Annotated in this window: 2 protein-coding genes and 2 pseudogenes; all 4 read right to left on the bottom strand. The window is 73.2% G+C overall.

Going from position 1 to position 18,370, the window contains the following annotated elements:
• Positions 1–5,277: type I polyketide synthase (locus JK363_RS39810; RefSeq protein ID WP_201883228.1), on the bottom strand; the 5,277-nt coding region annotated here is incomplete at its 3' end.
• 47 nt (positions 5,278–5,324) lie between these two features.
• Positions 5,325–14,819: a type I polyketide synthase gene (locus JK363_RS43525; RefSeq protein ID WP_372444945.1), complete on the bottom strand. Its 9,495-nt coding sequence runs from the start codon at positions 14,817–14,819 to the stop codon at positions 5,325–5,327.
• Positions 14,817–14,876: pseudogene (locus JK363_RS44940) on the bottom strand (polyketide synthase docking domain-containing protein); the annotation flags it as partial. The pseudogene JK363_RS44940 and the gene JK363_RS43525, both read right to left, overlap by 3 nt.
• A 36-nt stretch (positions 14,877–14,912) precedes the next feature.
• Positions 14,913–18,227 (bottom strand): annotated as a pseudogene (locus JK363_RS39850) (type I polyketide synthase); the annotation flags it as partial.
• Between the last annotated feature and the right edge of the window lie 143 nt (positions 18,228–18,370).

An 18,370-nucleotide genomic window follows, 5' to 3' on the forward strand; every position in this document is an offset into this window, starting at 1 on the left:
CCCCATCCCCACAATCACCACCGGATCATCCGCAACCGACGGCAACACACCAACGGAGCGGTCCACCACACGCACCGCCCCTGCGAACAGCTCCTCCCGGAGGTGATCCGCCAGCACCTGAGGAGTGGGGTAGTCGAAAACGAGCGTGGCCGGGAGCCGCAACCCCGTCACCGCACTCAACCCATTACGCAGCTCCACCGCAGTGAGGGAGTCAAAACCCAGGTCGCGGAAAGCGCGCGCAGGATCGACCGCCGCGGGAGTGCCGTGGCCCAGCACCTGCGCAACCTGACTCCGCACCAGCTCCAGCAGCGCCTCGTCACGCTCGGCCTCGCTCAGTCCGGCCAGCGATTCGACGATGCCGCCACTCGGCGTCCCGGTAGCCGCTCCGGTGCGGCGGATCGGCGCGCGGACCAGACCGCGGAAGATCGGCTGGAGGTCCCGGCGGGCTCGCAGGGTGGGCAGGTCCAGCCGGATCGGGAGCGCTGTGGGCCGGTCGGCAGCCAGCGCGACGTCGAACAGATGCAGGCCCTGTTCGATGGTCAGGGACGGGAAGCCCAGCCGGGTCAGGCGGGCCCGGTCGGTCTCGGCGAGATCGCTGGTCATCCCGGCGGTCTGTGCCCACGGACCCCATGCCAGGGATGTGCCCGGCAGCCCAAGGCTTTGACGGTGCTCGGCCAGGGCGTCGAGGAAGGCGTTCGCTGCGGCGTAGTTGGCCTGGCCCGCGCCGCCGAGGGTGCCCGCGGCGGAGGAGAACACCACGAACGCCGACAGGTCCTCGGTCAGCTCATGCAGATGCCAGGCCGCGTCCACCTTCGGGCGCAGTACGGCATCCGTACGCTCCGGTGTGAGCGCTTCGACCACACCGTCGTCGATCACCCCGGCGGTGTGCACGACCGCGGAAACCCGGTACCGGGACAGCAGATCCGCGAGCGCGGTACGGTCCGCGACATCGCATGCGTCGATATGCACGTGGGCGCCACGGGCGATCAGCTCGTCGCGCAACTCTTCGGCTCCCGGTGCACCGAGGCCGCGCCGCGACACCAGCAGCAGGTCCCGAGCGCCGTGTTCGGTCACCAGGTGCCGTGCGAGCAACGCGCCCAGGCCGCCGGTGCCACCGGTGATGAGGATCGTGCCTGCTGTGTCCCAGGCTGTTCCCTGCCCCCCTCGGTGTTCCACTCGGGCGAGCCGGGGGGCGAGGGTCTGTCCGTCCCGGATGAGGAGTTCGGGTTCGCTGACGGTCAGCGCCTGTGGCAGCGACGGTGTGTCGAGGCCGTCCGCAAGGTGGAGCAGGGTGATCCGGTCCGGATGTTCGGCCTGTGCGGACCGCAGCAGGCCCCAGGCCGCGGCGGCGGCGAGGTCGTCGGTGGCTCCTCGGTGCACCACGACGAGCCGGGAACGGGCGTACCTGTCGTTCGTCAGCCACTGCTGCGCCAGTATCAACGCCTGGGTGACCGTGGTGTGGACGGCGTCCACGGTGTCGTGGTGTCCGTTCACCGGGCTGGTTCCGACCGTGAGCTCGGCGAGCACCAGCTCCGGCACCGGGCGCTCGGCGAGCGCGGCCAGGTCCGGGTGCGTATCGACAGTGCAGCCTGCGCGTCGCAACGCATCGGCCAGTGCGCCGTCCGGGCCCGCTACGGAAACGGAGTCCACACGGCCGGTGCCCGATCCGCCCGGCGCGGGCACGGCAGTCCAGTCGAGGGTGAAGAGCGCGTCGGCGGGCTGTCCCGGTGCCTCGCCCCACTGTCCGGCCGGAACCGGTCGGGTGACGAAGGAGTCCACCGATGCGACCAGTTCGCCGGTCGGGTCCGCGATGGCGATCGACACCGCGTCGTGCTCGGTCCGCGACAGCCGCGCCCTTACGGTGCTCGCTCCGGACGCGTGCAGCGAGACGCCGCGCCAGGAGAACGGGAGGCCGCCCTCGCTCAGGGCGCCGAGGTCGGCGAAGGCCGCCGCATGCTGTGCCGTGTCGAGCAGCACCGGATGCAGGCAGTGGCCCGCGGCGTCGGCTTCGGCTTCCGTCGGCAGGGTGACCTCGGTGAACAGTTCGGCGTCCCGGCGCCAGGCCGCGCGCAGGCCACGGAACGCCGGGCCGTAGCTGAAGCCCAGGCCGGTGAGGTGCTCGTAGCAGTCGCTCAGGTCGATGGGTTCGGCGCCGGGGGGCGGCCACGCGGTCGCGTTGAAGGCCGCCGTTCCCGCCGCCCCGGTCACCCCGGTCACCTCAGTGCTCCGGCTGAGCAGGCCCGAGGCGTACTGGGTCCACGGGGTGTCCGCCCCGCCGTCGGGCCGTGCGTGGACGGTGACCGGGCGATGCCCGTCGTCGCTCTCCGCGCCCACCCGCACCTGGATCCGTACGGCCTGCTGTTCGGGCAGCACCAGCGGTGCGGCCAGGGTGAGTTCGTCGATCCGGTCGCAGTCGACCCCGTCCGCGGCACGCATGGCCAGATCCAGAAAGGCCGTGCCGGGCAGCAGAATCCGGCCCCGTACCACATGGTCGGCGAGCCAGGGGTGTGACGCAGCGGACAGGCGGCCGGTGAACACCGTGCCTGCGTCGTCCGCCAGCTCCACCGCCGCCCCCAGCAGCGGGTGGTCCGCCTCGCTCAGCCCGAGCCCGGCGGCGTCCCGGGCGCGCCGGTTGCCCGACGGCCAGTAGCGCTGCCGCTGGAACGCCGTGGTCGGCAGGTCCACACGTCGGGCGCCGGTGCCGGTGAACAGCACCCGCCAGTCCACGGCCGTCGCGGCCACATGCAGTCGCGCCAGCCCGCTGACCAGGGCGAGTTCTTCGCCGCGGCCCTTGCGCAGCACCGGGACGGCGACGGCGTCGTCGGGCGCGGACTCGCGGACCGCCGCTGAGAGTACGCCGTCCGGGCCGAGCTCCAGGAAGGTCCGCACACCTTGCTCGGTCAGGGCCCGGATGCCGTCGGCGAAGCGCACGGTCCCTCGGAGCTGGCGCACCCAGTACTCCGGTGTGCTCAGCTCCTGTGCTCCGGCGGGCCGGCCGGTCAGGTTGGACACGACGGGCAGGGCGGCGGGGTGGAAGGTGAGCCCTTCGACGACCGTGCGGAACTCCTCGAGCATGGGTTCCATCAGCGGCGAGTGGAAGGCATGCGACACGTGCAGGCGGGTGGTCCTGCGGCCCTGGGCCTCCAGCCGCGCGGCGATGTCCAGCACGGCGGACTCCGCGCCGGAGATGACCACCGAGGACGGCCCGTTGACCGCCGCGACCGACACCCGTTCGGTGAGGAGCGGTGACACCTCGTCCTCGGTGGCCTCCACCGCCACCATCGCGCCGCCCTCGGGCAGTTCCTGCATCAGCCGGGCGCGCGCGGACACCAGGGCGCAGGCGTCGGTCAGGGACAGCACTCCGGCCACGTGCGCGGCGGCGATCTCGCCGACCGAGTGTCCGGCGGCGAAGTCGAACCGGATACCGAAGGATTCGGCCAGCCGGAACAGCGCCACCTCAAGGGCGAACAATGCGGGCTGCGCGTGACCGGTGCGGTTCAGCTCGTCGGCGTTCTCGCCCCACATCACCTCACGCAGGCCGGGGTCGAGGTGGGCCAGTACGGCGTCCAGGTGCTCGGCGAACACCGGGAACCGGCCGTGGAGTTCGCGGCCCATGCCGATCCGCTGGGTGCCCTGTCCGGAGAACAGCGCCGCCAGCGGCCCGTCGCCGGCGCTGCCGCGGGCGATTTCATGGGTGCCGTCCGGGCCCGCCAGCAGTACGGCCCGGTGTTCGAAGACCGCGCGGCCCTCCGCCAGTGAATACCCGACGTCCAGCGGTGCGGCGTGGTCGGCGGCGGAGGAGAGCCGGTCGAGTTGTTCGTCGAGAGCGGCGGCCGTACGGCCCGACACCACCCAGGGCACCACGGCGGGCGTCGCTCCGGGTTCCTCGGGGGCCTGCTCGGCCTGCGGTGCTGCCTGTTCCAGGATGACGTGGGTGTTGGTGCCGCTGATGCCGAACGACGAGACCCCTGCGCGCCGGGGGTGGCCGGTCTCGGGCCAAGCGGTGTTCCGTGTCAGCAGTTCCACGGCACCGGCGGTCCAGTCCACCTGGGTGGTCGGCACTTCGGAGTGGAGGCTGCGGGGCAGTGTGCCGTGCCGGAGCGCCATGACTGTCTTGATCACGCCGGCCATGCCGGCGGCGCCCTGGGTGTGGCCGATGTTCGACTTCACCGTGCCGAGGAGCAGGGGGCGTTCGCGGTTCTGGCCGTAGGCCGCCAGCAGGGCCTGGGCCTCGACGGGGTCGCCGAGGGTGGTGCCGGTGCCGTGTGCTTCCACCGCGTCGACCTGGTCGGCGGTGAGGTGGGCGCTGTCCAGTGCGGCCCGAATCACCCGCTGCTGGGAGGGGCCGTTCGGCGCGCTCAGACCGTTGGACGCGCCGTCCTGGTTGATGGCGCTGCCGCGCACCACCGCGAGCACGGGGTGGCCGTTGCGCTGGGCGTCCGAGAGGCGTTCCAGCACCAGCACACCGGCGCCCTCGCTCCAGCCGACGCCGTCGGCGGCGTCGGAGAACGGCTTGCAGCGTCCGTCGGCGGCCAGGCCGCCCTGGGCGGTGAACGAGACGAAGATGCCGGGGGTGGACATCACCGTCGCGCCACCGGCCAGGGCCAGCCCGCACTCCCCCGCCCGCAGCGACTGCACCGCCCAGTGCAGTGCGACCAGGGACGAGGAGCAGCCGGTGTCGACGGTGACGGCGGGGCCCTCCAGCCCCAGCACGTAGGACAGCCGCCCGGAGATGACGCCTGCCGCGTGGCCGGTGGTGGAGTAGATCTCGGTGTGCTCCCGGGAGTCGGCGACCACCTTGCCGTAGTCCTGCCCGGTGGTCCCGGCGAACACCCCGGTCCGGCTGCCGCGCAGCCGGGTCGGAGCGATTCCGGCGCGTTCCAGGGCCTCCCACGCGGTCTCCAGCAGCAGCCGCTGTTGGGGGTCCATGGCGACGGCTTCGCGTGGGGAGATGCCGAAGAAGGCTGCGTCGAACTCCGTCATGCGGTCCAGGAAGCCGCCCTGCTGGGCGAGGCTCCGGCCGTGCCCGTCGCCGGCGAGTCTGTCCAGGTCCCAGCCTCGGTCGTGGGGGAAGCCGGAGATGACTTCGCGGCCCTCGACGACCAGCTGCCACAGGTCCTCCGGCGAGGTCACGCCGCCGGGGAAGCGGCAGCCGATGCCGATGACGGCGATCGGCTCGACCGTCGCGGCGATCAGTCGCCGGTTCTTCCGGCGCAGCCGCTCGTTCTCCTTGAGGGAGGACCGGAGCGCCTCCTGGTACTGCTGGGACGTGTTCATAGAGATTCTCTCGAACGGCGGCCTGAGCCGGACTCTCGGGGCGGGGTTCAGTCGGTGGAGGTCTCGGCCGCGAGCCGCAGCAGGTGCTCGCCGTCGAGTTCGTCGATGTCGTCGATGTCGTCCAGCTCGTCCGGGGCGTCGTGGAAGGCGTCGTCCGGGGGCAGCGCGGATCCGGTGGTGTCGCGGTCGTCGCCCGCGAGTTCCAGGACGAGGTCCAGCAGGCCGGCTTTGCGCAGTCTGCTCGGGGGGATGGAGGCCAGCAGTCGGCGGATTGCGGCGTCCGGGTCGTTCGGGTCGTCGGTGGATTCGTCGCCGCCGGGGAACAGTTCGGACCGGATGAACCGGGCGAGGGCCGTGGAGTTGGGGTGGTCGAAGACGAGGGCGGCGGGCAGCGGCAGCCCGGTCAGCACCTTGAGCCGGTTGCGTAGTTCCACCGCGCTCACCGAGTCGAATCCGAGGTCGCGGAAGGCGCGGTCGGCCGGGACGGCGTCCGTCTCGGAGTGGCCCAGCACGGCTGCCGTCTCGGCCCTGACCGCGTCGAGCAGGACGCGGGCCTGTTCGGCGGCGGGCAGCCCGGACAGCCGGTCCCGCAGCGACGGGGTCCCGTCGGCGGCCTTGGGGCCTGGGTCCTCAGTGTTCCCGGGCGCGGGTGCGCGGAGCTCGGGCAGATCGGACAGCAGCGGGCTGGGGCGCGCGGCGGTGAAGCCGGGTGCGAACGCGGTCCAGTTCATCGCGGACACCGTCAAGGTGGTCCGGTCGTCGTCGAGGGCGCGTTGCAGCGCGGCGATGGCGTGGGCCGGCTCCATCGGCAGCACACCGCGCTTGGTCAGCCGCTCCAGCAGGGCGGGGTCGGTGGCCATCCCGGCCTCGCCCCAGGCGCCCCAGGCAATCGAGGTGGCGCGCAGGCCGAGGCTGTGGCGGTGTGCGGCCAGGGCGTCGAGGTAGGCGTTGCCTGCCGCGTAGCCGGGCTGTCCGCCGCTGCCCCAGGCGGAGGCTCCCGAGGAGAACAGGACGAACGCGTCCAGCTCGAGGTCGGCGGTCAGCTCGTGCAGGTTCAGCGCGCCGGTGAACTTCGCCCGCATCAGGGCGTCCAGCCGGTCCGGTGTCAGCGAGGCCGCCTCGCTGTCGCCGTCCGACACTCCGGCGGCGTGGACCACCGCGGTGAGCGGGAGTTCGGCGGGGAGGGCGGACAGTGCGGTGGACAGTGCGTCCCGGTCGGCGGTGTCGCAGGCCGCTATGGTCACCCGTGTGCCAAGGGCTTCCAGTTCGGTGCGCAGCTCGTCGGCGCCGGGGGCCCGGGGGCCGCGGCGGCTGGTGAGGAGGAGGTGCTCGGCGCCGCGGTCGGCCGCCCAGCGGGCGAGATATCCGCCCAGGCCACCGGTGCCACCGGTGATCAGCACGGTTCCGCGGGTACGCCATGGCCGCTCGGGGCGGTCGTGTGCGGACTCGGCGTGGACGAGCCGTCGGCCGAAGACGCCCGCTGCGCGGATCGCCACCTGGTCCTCGTGGTCAAGTCCGGCGAGGACCGCGGCGAAGCGGGCGCCGGTGCGCTGGTCGAGGGTTTCGGGGAGGTCCACCAACCCGCCCCACAGGCTGGGCTGTTCCAGTGCGACGACCCGGCCGAAGCCCCACAGGGCGCCTTGCGCCGGGTGTGTCACCTGGTCGCTTCGGGTGGCGGCGACGGCGCCGCGGGTCACGCACCACAGGGGTGCGCGCAGCTGTGCGTCGCCCAGTGCCTGGACAAGGGCGAGGGTCGCGTGCAGTCCGCTCGGGACGGACGGGAACGCGGTGTGCGGCCGCTCGGCCGCGCCCAACAGCGAGACCACCCCGGTGAATTGCGTGGTGTACGCGCTGAGCCGGTCGGCCAGCCGGGTCCGGTCGGTGTCGTCGGTGGACTCGATGTCGATCCGGGTCACCTCCGGGCCCAGGGCGGCCAGTACGGCCTGGGCCCACGGGTCGTCCGCGCACTCGGCCGGGACGACGGCGAGCCACGGTGCGGTGCGCGCGGTGGTGGCCGGTTCCCGGAGCCGGGCCCAGTCGGTCCGGTAGCACCAGGCGTCGACCGCTGCCCGTCGGCGGGACCGTTCGTGCCACGCGTTCAGCGCGGGCAGTACGGCGGAGAGGGAGTCGTGACCGCCGTGGTCGACGCCGAGTTCGGCGGAGAGCCCGTCCAGGTCGCCTCGCTCCACGAGGTCCCAGAAGGCGGTGTCCGCGGCGCCGGTGCCGGCGGCGGTCTCCGGCTCGGGTCCGGGCTCGGCCGTCGGCCAGAAACGGCGGTGCTGGAACGGGTAGGTCGGCAGGTCGACCGGGGTGGGGGCGCTGTCGGGGAAGGCGGGTCGCCAGTCGACCGGCAGTCCGCGTACCCAGCCTTCGGCGACCGAGGTCAGGAAGCGCCGCTCACCGCCGTCGCTCCGGCGGATCGAACCGAGCACAACGGCATCGTCGGCGCCCGCCGCCTCGCAGGTCTCCCCGATCGCGTCCGCCAGCAGCGGATGCGGGTTGGACTCGATGAAGATCCGGTGTCCGTCGGCCAGCAGGGAGCGTGTTGTCTGCTCCATGCGCACCATCTGCCGCAGGTTCGCGTACCAGTAGTCGGCATCGAGTGTGGAGGTGTCCAGCCGTCCGCCGGTCACGGTGGAGTAGAAGGGCACGCGCGAGGTCGTGGGGCGCAACCATGCGAGGGCGGTGAGCAGTTCGTCCCGCACGGTTTCGACCTGCGGTCCGTGGCCGGCGATGTCGGCGTGCACCTTGCGGGTGCGCAGTCCCCGGCTCTGGCACTCCCGCATCAGTTCGTCCAGGGCCTCGGGGGCGCCGGAGACCACGACGGAGGAGGGTCCGTTCAGTACGGCCAGGCACAGCGCGCCCTGCCATGCGTCCATGAGCGTGGTCACCTGCTCGGCGGGGGCGGCCACCGACATCAGGCCGCCGTGACCGGCCAGCTTCAGCATGGTGCCGCTGCGCAGCGCCACGAGCGCGGCGGCGTCTTCCAGCGACAACGCCCCGGCGATGTGGGCCGCGGCGACCTCGCCTTGCGAGTGGCCGACGACGGCACCGGGTTCGACGCCGTAGGAGCGCCACAGCTCCGCGAGGGCCACCATCGTCGAGAACAGCACGGGCTGGACGACATCGGCCCGTTGCAGCAGTTCGGGGTCGCCGACCCCGGTCAGCATGTCCGTCAGCGACCAGTCGATGTACGGGGCGAGGGCGTCGGCGCAGGCGGTCACGGTGTCTCGGAAGACCGGGGAGCCGGCGAGGAGTTCCCGGCCCATCCCCCACCACTGCGAGCCCTGTCCGGGGAAGACGAACACCGGTCCGGTCTCGCTGTCCACGGCGGTGCCCCGCACCAGATGCGCGGGGCTGCTCTCGCCGGCTCGGGTGAGGGCGTGCAGGATGTCGTCGCGGTTCTTTCCGAGTACGACGGCGCGGTGGCCGAAGGCCGAGCGGGAGGTGGCCAGTGACCAGCCGATCTCGGCGGCGGTGGGTTCCGGCTGCCACTGGGTGAACTCCCTTAGGCGCAGCACCTGTTCGTCGAGGGCGGCGTTGGTGTGCGCGGAGAGCACCCACGGCACCACGGTGTCCTCGTCCGGTGCGGGCCGCTCGCGGAGCGGGGGCTCGGGGGCCTGTTCCAGGATGGTGTGTGCGTTGGTGCCGCTGATGCCGAACGCCGAGACCGCGGCGCGGCGCGGCCGGTCGGCCGACGGCCAGGGTTGTTCCTCGGTGAGCAGTGCCACGGCGCCGGAGGACCAGTCCACCCGCGAGGTCGGGGTGCCGACGTGCAGGGTTTTCGGCAGCGTGCCGTGCCGCAGGGCCAGTGTCATCTTGATGACGCCCACGATGCCCGCCGCGGCCTGGGTGTGGCCGATGTTGGACTTGAGCGAGCCCAGCCACAGCGGCCGGTCGGCGGGCCGCTCCGGACCGTAGGTGTCCAGCAGCGCCTGCGCCTCGATGGGGTCGCCGAGCCGGGTGCCGGTGCCGTGTGCCTCCACCGCGTCGATGCCCGCGGGGGTCAGCCGGGCGTCGGCGAGCGCCTGCCGGATCACCCGCTGCTGCGACGGGCCGTGCGGGGCGGTCAGGCCGTTCGACGCGCCGTCCTGGTTGATGGCGCTGCCCCGCACGACCGCGAGGACGCGGTGGCCGTGCCGACGGGCGTCCGAGAGGCGCTCCAGCACCAGCACGCCGACGCCCTCGGAGTATCCGGTGCCGTCCGCGTCGTCGGAGAACGCCTTCGCCCGGCCGTCGCGGGCGATGGCACCCAGCCGGGAGATACGGGCGAAGCTCGCCGAGTCCGTCATCACGGTGGCGCCGCCGACCAGGGCCAGTGAGCATTCGCCGGCGCGCAGCGCTCGGGTCGCCAGGTGGAGGGCGACCAGGGAGGCGGAGCAGGCGGTGTCCACGGTCACGGCCGGGCCTTGGAATCCGTAGAGGTAGGAGAGGCGCCCGGAGAGCACGCTCGCCGCGAGACCGGTGGCGGTGTGGGCCGCGCCGTCCTCGCGGGAACGGGTCACCACATGCGCGTAGTCCTGTCCGTTGCTGCCCAGGAAGACACCCGTGGGGCTGCCGTGCAGAGTCCGCGGGTCCAGTCCGGCCCGCTCGATCGCCTCCCACGACGTCTCCAGCAGCAGCCTCTGCTGGGGGTCCATGGTCACCGCCTCACGCGGTGAGATCCCGAAGAACGCGGCGTCGAAGTCGGCGGCGTCGTAGAGGAAACCGCCCTCGAAGCTCGCCCCGGCCCACGGCCCGGGGCCGTCGAAGACGCTGAGGTCCCAGTCGCGGTCGGTGGGGAAGTCCGAGATGGCGTCCCGTCCCGCGGCCAGCAGCTCCCACAGCTGCTCGGGGGAGTTGACCCCGCCGGGCAGTCGGCATGCCATGCCGACGATGGCCAGGGGTTCATCGGCGGTCTGCGGTGTGGTGTCGTCCGGTGTGCGGGCGGTGGACCGGGGGTCTGCCGTGGCCGGGGCCGCCGGGTCGCCTTGCTGCTCGCCTTCCTGCTCGTCGGCGAGTCGGGTGCGCACATGCTCGGCCAGCAGCCGGGGCGTGGGGTGGTCGAACACCACGCCGGTGGGCAGGGGCAGGCCGGTCCGGGCGGTGAGCTGGTTGCGCAGGGCGATGGCGGTCAGGGAGTTGAATCCCGAGGCCCGGAAAGCCTTGTCGGCGTGGACGGCGTTCGGCTGGGCGTGCCCGAGGACCGAGGCCGCACACGCTCGTACCGCTTCCAGCACCAGCGCCGGGTGCTCCGCGGCCGGGGTGCCGCGCAGCCGCTCGCGCAGCGGGGTGGCCGGCGCGCTGTGGGGTTGCGTGATGTCCCGCAGGTGCGGGAGTTCATCCAGCAGCGGGGGGCGGCGCGCTCCGCAGAGCGGGGCCGTCTCGCGGGACCGTGCCAGGTCGGCGACCACCAGTGTCGCGTGCGGTTCGGTGACCGCCTCGGTCAGCGCCGAGACCGCGAGGTGCGGGTCCAGGCTGCCCAGCGCGGAGCGGCGTGCCTCGTCGGCGCCGAGCCGGCTCGCCATGCCGTCGCCGCCCCAGCCGCCCCAGGCGATCGAGGTGGCGGGCAGGCCCTGGGCGCGCCGGTGGCGGGCCAGCGCGTCCAGCATCGCGTTGGCCGCCGCGTAGTTGGCCTGGCCGGGGTTGCCCAGGGCCGATGCCACCGAGGAGAACAGGACGAACGCCTCGAGGTCCGCCTCGCGCGTCAGCTCGTCGAGCAGTTCGGCGGAACGGACCTTGGCGCGGAACACCGTCGCGAACCGCTCCGGGGTCATCCGGTCGAGTACGCCGTCGTCCAGGACGCCGGCCGTGTGCACCACGCCGGTCAGCGGGCGGTCGGCGGGGATGTCCGCCAGGACGGCCGCCAGTGCCGCGCGGTCGGCGGCGTCGCAGGCGGTGAGGGTGACGTCCGCGCCGAGTGCGGTCAGCTCCCGGCGCAGGTCCTCCGCGCCCGCGGCGGCGGGGCCGCTGCGGCTGACCAGCAACAGATGGAGTGTGCCGCGCTCCGCCAGCCGACGTGCCACATGCGCACCCAGGGCGCCGGTGCCGCCGGTGATCAGCACGGTGCCGGACGGCTGCCACGCGGTGGCGGGGCGCGGTGCCGGGGCGGGCAGGAGCCTGCGTACGAAGGTGCCGGCGGGGCGTACGGCGATCTGGTCCTCGTCGCCCGGCCCGGCCAGCACGGCGGCGAAGGCGGCGGCAGAGCGCTCGTCCGGTTCCGCGGGCAGGTCGATCAGCCCGCCCCAGCGGTCGGGGTGCTCCAGCGCGGCCACCCGTCCGAGCCCCCACACGGCCGCCTGGGCGGGGGCGGGCAGTTCTTCGGCGTCGTGCACCGCCACCGCGCCGCGTGTGACACACCACAGGGGGCACCGCAGTCCGGCGTCGCCGAGCGCCTGCGTCAGGGCCGCGGTGGCGAGCAGCCCAGCCGGGGTGCCGGTGTCGTCGGTGGTGTCGTCCAGTGCCAGCAGGGAGACCACTCCGGCGACGGACGCGAGGCCGTCGGTGGCCGCGGTGAGGTGTGCGGCCAGCCCGGCACGGTCACTGTTTGCGGGGTCCGGGCATTCGATGCGGACCGTGCCGGGTCCCAGCGCGGCCAGGACCGCTCCGGTCCACTCCTCCTCCGGGCCGTGCGAGGGGGTGATCATCAGCCAGGTGGCGTCCGCGTCGCCGGGCGGGGACGGCGGGTGCTGCGCGGACCGCGGGCGGTGCGGGAAGGTCTGCCGCTTCCAGGTGTCGCGGTGGCGCCAGGAGTCCACGGTGGACCGTTCGCGCCGCCGGGCCCGCCATGCGGACAGGGCGGGGCCGACGGCCCGCAGCGGCGCGGCGTCGATCTCCAGGTCCGACGCCAGGGAGGTGAAGTCCCCCCGCTCCACCGCGGACCAGAACTCCGCGTCGGGGCCGTCCGGGAGCGTGAGGTCGGCGCGCCGGAGTGGGAACCGCTCGTGCTGGAAGGGGTAGGTGGGCAGGTCGACCCGCTCGGCTCCGGTGCCCTCGAACAGCGCGGGCCAGTGCACCTCCGCGCCGGACACATACAGCTGCGCCAGGGCGGTCACCGCGGAGTGCTCCTCGCCGGTCCCCTTGTGCAGCAACGGAACGACCACGGCGTCCTCCGGCAGGGACTCCTGGGCGAGGGCGGCGAGGACACCGTCCGGTCCCAGTTCCAGCCACGCTGCGGCGCCTTCGGCGGCGACTGCGCGCACACCGTCGGCGAACCGTACGGTTTCCCGTGCGTGACGCACCCAGTACTCCGGCGAGCTCAGTTCCCCGTCCGTGGCGAGGGCTCCGGAGAGGTTGGACACCACCGGGATGCGGGGTGCGTGGAACTCCAGTTGCTCCACGACCCGCCCGAACTCCGCGAGCATCGGGTCCATCAGCGGCGAGTGGAAGGCGTGCGACACCGACAGCCGGGTGGTCCTGCGGCCGTCGGCGGCGAGCCGGGCCGCGGCATCGAGCACGGCCGCCTCCTCGCCCGAAATCACTACCGAGGACGGGCCGTTGACCGCGGCGATCGCGGTCCGGTCCGGCAGCAGCGGCCGGACCTCGTCCTCGGTGGCGTGTACGGCCACCATCGCGCCGCCGGAGGGAAGGTGCTGCATCAGCCGGGCCCGCGCCGCCACCAGACGGCAGGCGTCCGGCAGGGACAGCACACCGGCCGCGTACGCGGCCGTCACCTCGCCGATCGAGTGTCCGACCAGGTAGTCCGCCGTCAGGCCCCAGGACTCCACGAGCCGGAACAGCGCCACCTCGACGGCGAACAGGGCGGGCTGGGCGGAAAGGGTCTGGTTCAGGGCTTCGGGGTCCTCGCCCCAGATCACCTCGCGCAGCGAGCCGGGGAGGTGTTCGGCCAGCTCCGCCAGCACCGTGTCGAAGGCCGCTGCGAACACCGGGAAACGGGCGTACAGTTCGCGCCCCATGCCGATCCGCTGGCTGCCCTGCCCGGAGAACAGTACGGCGAGCGGACGCTCGGTGGCCGCCTCCCCCTGGGCGAGGCAGGGCGGCTGCGCACCGGACCCCAGCAACACGGCGCGGTGTTCGAACGTCGACCGGCACGTGGCCAGGGAGAATCCGATATCGACCGGTGAGGTCCCGCTGCCCGCCAGTGTGCTTACCCGTACGAGCTGCTCGTCGAGGGCGCCCCCGGTCCGGGCGGACACCACCCACGGCACCGTGTGCGGCACCACCCGCACCGGGTCCGCGCCCTCCGCCGGGCCCTGGCCCGCCTCGTCCGCCGGGGCGCTCGGAGCCTGTTCGAGGATGACGTGGGCGTTGGTACCGCTGATGCCGAACGAGGACACCCCCGCGCGCCGGGGACGGCCGGTGTCCGGCCAGGCGAGGGTCTGACGCAGCAGCTCGACCCGGCCCGCGGACCAGTCCACCCGCGAGGAGGCCGTCCCGGCGTGCAGTGTGCGGGGCAGCGTCGCGTGCCGGATCGCCTGCACCATCTTGATGACCCCGGCGACTCCGGCCGCCGCTTGCGCATGGCCGATGTTGGACTTCAACGAGCCCAGCCACAGGGGGAGATGGGGGGCGCGGCCCTGCCCGTAGGTGGCCAGCAGCGCCTGCGCCTCGACCGGGTCGCCGAGACGGGTGCCGGTGCCGTGCGCCTCGACCGCGTCCACGTCGGACGCGCCCAGCGCCGCACTCATGAGTGCCTGCCGGATGACCTGCTCCTGCGACTGCCCGTTCGGGGCCGTCAGGCCGTTCGAGGCACCGTCGGAATTCACCGCCGAGCCGCGCACCACGGCGAGTACGGGGTGCCCGTTCCGCCGCGCGTCCGACAGCCGCTCGACGACGAGCACTCCCACGCCTTCGGCCCAGCCCGTGCCGTCCGCCTCCTCGGCGAACGCCTTGCACCGCCCGTCCGGGGCCAGCCCGCCCTGTCGGCTGAACTCCGGGAAGATCGCCGGGTCCGACAGCACGGTGACGCCACCCACCAGGGCAAGCGAGGACTCCCCGTCGCGCAGCGACCGCACCGCCATGTGCAGGGCGACCAGAGAGGACGAGCACGCCGTGTCCACGGTGACGGCGGGGCCCTCCAGGCCGAGGGTGTAGGCGAGGCGGCCGGACATCACACTGGCTGCGGTGCCGGTCATCACATGGCCCTGGCGGTCCTCGCCACTGGTGTCCGGCTGCTGCTGGTTGCCCCAGTGATAGGTGCCGACGTACACCCCGGACCGGCTGCCGCGCAGGGACAGCGGATCGATCCCGGCACGCTCCAGCGCCTCCCAGGACACTTCCAGCAGCAGCCGCTGCTGCGGGTCCATCGCGGCTGCCTCGCGCGGTGAGATCCCGAAGAATCCGGCGTCGAACTCGGTCGCCCCGGTCAGGAATCCGCCCTCGTGCGCGGTGCTTCCGCCCGGACCGTCGCCGTGCAGGGCACCGAGGTCCCATCCACGGTCGGTGGGAAATCCGGTGATGGCGTCCCCGCCGGAGTGGACGAGGTCCCACAGCTCCTCGGGAGTGCCGATCCCGCCGGGCAGGCGGCAGCCCATACCGACGATGGCGATCGGTTCGCCGGCGCGCTGCTCCAGTTCCTCGATCCGCTGCCGCGCCCGGCGCAGGTCCGCGGTGACGCGCCTCAAGTAATCGACAACTCTGCCCTGTTGGTCTTCCCGCACCAGATCGTCCTTACCGCTGAGCGAACGTGTGGCCGCTTACTGAAGTTCGAATTCCTCGTCGATCAGATCGAGCAATTGATCCACCGGCACCGCATCGATGTCCTCGGCGGAGTTGTGCCGGGCCGGATCGGCGCCCTGCCGCAGGGTGGAGATCAGGTCGTGCAGTCGTGCGGCGACGGCCTCCCGCGGGGCGCGGTCCGGTGGGAGCGACCGCAGTGCCGCCTCCCACTCGCCGATCCGCTCGAGCATCGACGCGATCAGGGGCTCGGGGGCGGTGGGCGAGGGCGGCTCGGGGCTTGCCCAGTGCTCCGCGAGGTGGTCCGCGACCGCGGCGGGCGTGGGGTGGTTGAACACGAGGGTGTCCGGCAGTCGTAGCCCGGTGGCGGCGCCGAGTCGCTCCCGCAGTTCCGTCTCGGTGAGCGAGTCGAAGCCCAGTTCCCGGAAGGACAGATCCATGGGCACACGGTCCGGTTCGGCGTGGCCGAGCACCGTGGCGGCCTCGTCGCGCACCAGGTTGAGCAGGAATCGGGCCCGTCGGTCGCCTGGCATACCGCGCAACTCGGCCGCGCGGACCGCCACCGTGCCACGTCGTGGCTCTGGGGAGGGTCCGTCGGACTGCCCGGCGATGGTGGCGGAGTGGCTCGGCGCGGCGGATGTGCCGCCGTGCGAGGCAGCGTCGTAGGGAGCTGTGCCGTGCGAGGCCGCGCCGTTCGGGGTGCCGTCGCCGCCCGCGACGGCCGGCCAGAAGCGTTCCCGCTGGAAGGCGTAGGTCGGCAGGTCCACCCGGCGGGCGTCGGTGCCCGCGAAGAGCTCGCGCCACGCCACCGGCACCCCGGTCACATGCAGCCGGGCCAGCGCGGTCAGCAGCGCGGCTTGCGCACCGCGGTCCTTGCGCAGGGCGGGTACGGCGGTCACCGGTGTTCCGGCCAGGCTCTCCGCGGCCATCGCCGACAGTGTTCCGTCCGGTCCCAGCTCCAGCAGCGCGGTGGCGCCCGCGGCGCGGAGCGTGGCGATGCCGTCGGCGAAACGGACGGGCTCACGGACGTGCCGGACCCAGTACTCCGGCGAGCACCACTCGTCGTCGGCCACCAGCGCGCCGGTCAGATGCGAGATGGCCGGAATACGCGGCGGGTGGAATTGCAGCTGCGCCACGACCTGCCGGAACTCCGCGAGCATCGGGTCCATCAGCGGGGAGTGGAACGCATGCGACACGGACAGCCGGGTGGTCCGGTGACCGTCGTCCGCCAGTGTGCCGGCGATCCGCAGTACCTCGGTCTCCGGCCCGGCGAGCACCACCTGCGACGGGCCGTTGACGGCCGCGATCGCCACCTGCGCGGTCAGCAAGGGCAGCACCTGGTCCTCGGTGGCCCGGACCGCGACCATGGCCCCCTGATGCGGCAGCGCCTGCATCAGTCCGCCACGAGCGGCCACCAGGCGACAGGCGTCGTCGAGCGAGAACACCCCCGCCACATGCGCCGCCGTCACCTCGCCGATGGAGTGCCCGGCCAGAAGGTCGGGCCGTACGCCCAGCGACTCCACCAGGCGGTACAGCGCCACGTGGAAGGCGAACAGCAGCGGCTGTGCGTAGTCGGTCCGGTTCAACGCGTCGGGATCATCGGGGTGTTCACCCCACAGCACATCGCGCAGCGGTGCGTCCATGGCGGCCGCGAACCGGTCCAGCACCGTGTCCAGCGCTTCGGCGAACACCGGGAACCGGTCGTACAACGCGCGGCCCATGCCGGACACCTGCGTGCCCTGGCCGGAGAACAGCATCGCGGTCCTGCCCTCGCCGGCGGTACCACGCGCCACTTCGGAAACCTTCCCGTCAGCCGCCAGCAGGACGGCCCGGTGGCGGAAGGCCGAGCGGCCGGTGGCCAGGGAGAATCCGGCGTCGAGCGCGACATCGTCGTCCACGGTGGTGCCGAGGGCGGACCGGAGCCGGTCCAGCTGGGCGTCCAGCGCGGTCCCGGTCCGGCCCGACACCACCCAGGGCACCACCGCGCGATGGCTCTCGTGGCCAGAGTGCCTCTGCTGATTCCGCGCGGGCTCATGGACGGGGGGCGCCTGTTCGAGGATCACATGGGCGTTGGTGCCGCTGATGCCGTACGACGACACCCCGGCGCGCCGCGGGCGGCCGGTGTCCGGCCAGCAGGTGTTCTCGCGCAACAGCTCGACCGCCCCCGCCGACCAGTCCACCCGGGAGGTGGGCACATCCACATGGAGGGTGCGCGGAAGTGTGCCGTGCCGCAGCGCCAGCACCGTCTTGATCACCCCGGCGACACCGGCGGCTGCCTGTGCGTGGCCGAGGTTCGGCTTGAGCGTGCCGACGTACAGCGGTCGGCCGCGGTCGCGGCCGTAGGCGGCCAGCAATGCCCGCGCTTCGACCGGGTCACCCACGCGGGTGCCGGTGCCATGCGCCTCCACCGCATCCACCTGATCGTGTGTCAGCCCGGCGTCGGCGAGGGCCTGCCCGATCACCCGCTGCTGGGCGTCGCCGTTCGGTGCGGTCAGCCCGGCGGAGGCGCCGTCGGAGTTCACCGCGCTTCCTCGTACCACGGCGAGCACCGGATGTCCGTTCCGTCGCGCGTCGGACAGCCGCTCCAGCAGCAGTACGCCCACGCCCTCGGCCCATGCGGTGCCGTCCGCGGCGTCGGAGAACGCCTTGCAGCGGCCGTCCGGGGCCAGTCCGCCCTGCCGCGAGTAGCCGACCAGACCGCGCGGAGTGGACATGACCGCCGCGCCACCGGTCAGCGCCAGCGAACACTCCCCGGACCGGAGCGCACGTACGGCGCAGTGCAACGCCACCAGCGAGGACGACGAAGCGGTGTCCACCGTGATCGCCGGGCCCTCCAGGCCGAGAACATAGGCCAGCCGCCCGGACGCCACGCCCGGCGAGACACCGGTGACGGCGTGGCCCGCGAGGTCGTCGGACGCCTGCTGGAGCACACATCCGTAGTCCTCGCCGCCGACGCCGATGAACGCGCCCGTCGGGCTCCCGCGCAGTGTCAGCGGGTCGATGCCCGCCCGTTCGGCCGCCTCCCAGGACACCTCCAGCAGCAGCCGCTGCTGCGGGTCCATCGCCGCCGCCTCACGCGGGGAGATCCCGAAGAAACCGGCGTCGAACTCCGCCGCGTCATAGAGGAAACCGCCCCGCTGGGACGTGCTGCGTCCGGGGCCGTCACCGGCGAGAGCGGCCAGGTCCCAGCCGCGGTCGGCCGGGAGGCCGCCGGTCGCGTCCCGCCCGGACACCACGAGATGCCACAGGTCCTCAGGGGTCCGGACATCGCCCGGGTAGCGGCAGGCCATCCCGACGACCACCACCGGATCGCCGGCCGCGGCATCGCCGCCCTCGGAGGGCTCCGTTCGTGATCGGATCGTCATGACACCGCACTCTCCGACGAAGTCTGACTGGTGGACAGCTTGTGCCTGGAGGCTAGGCTCGCGGTCTCTTTACATTCCCCTAGATCTTCCTGCCGGTCCTGGGCGCCACGTCG

It is taken from the genome of Streptomyces coffeae, from assembly GCF_016741875.1.
In the GTDB taxonomy this organism is placed as follows: domain Bacteria; phylum Actinomycetota; class Actinomycetes; order Streptomycetales; family Streptomycetaceae; genus Streptomyces; species Streptomyces coffeae.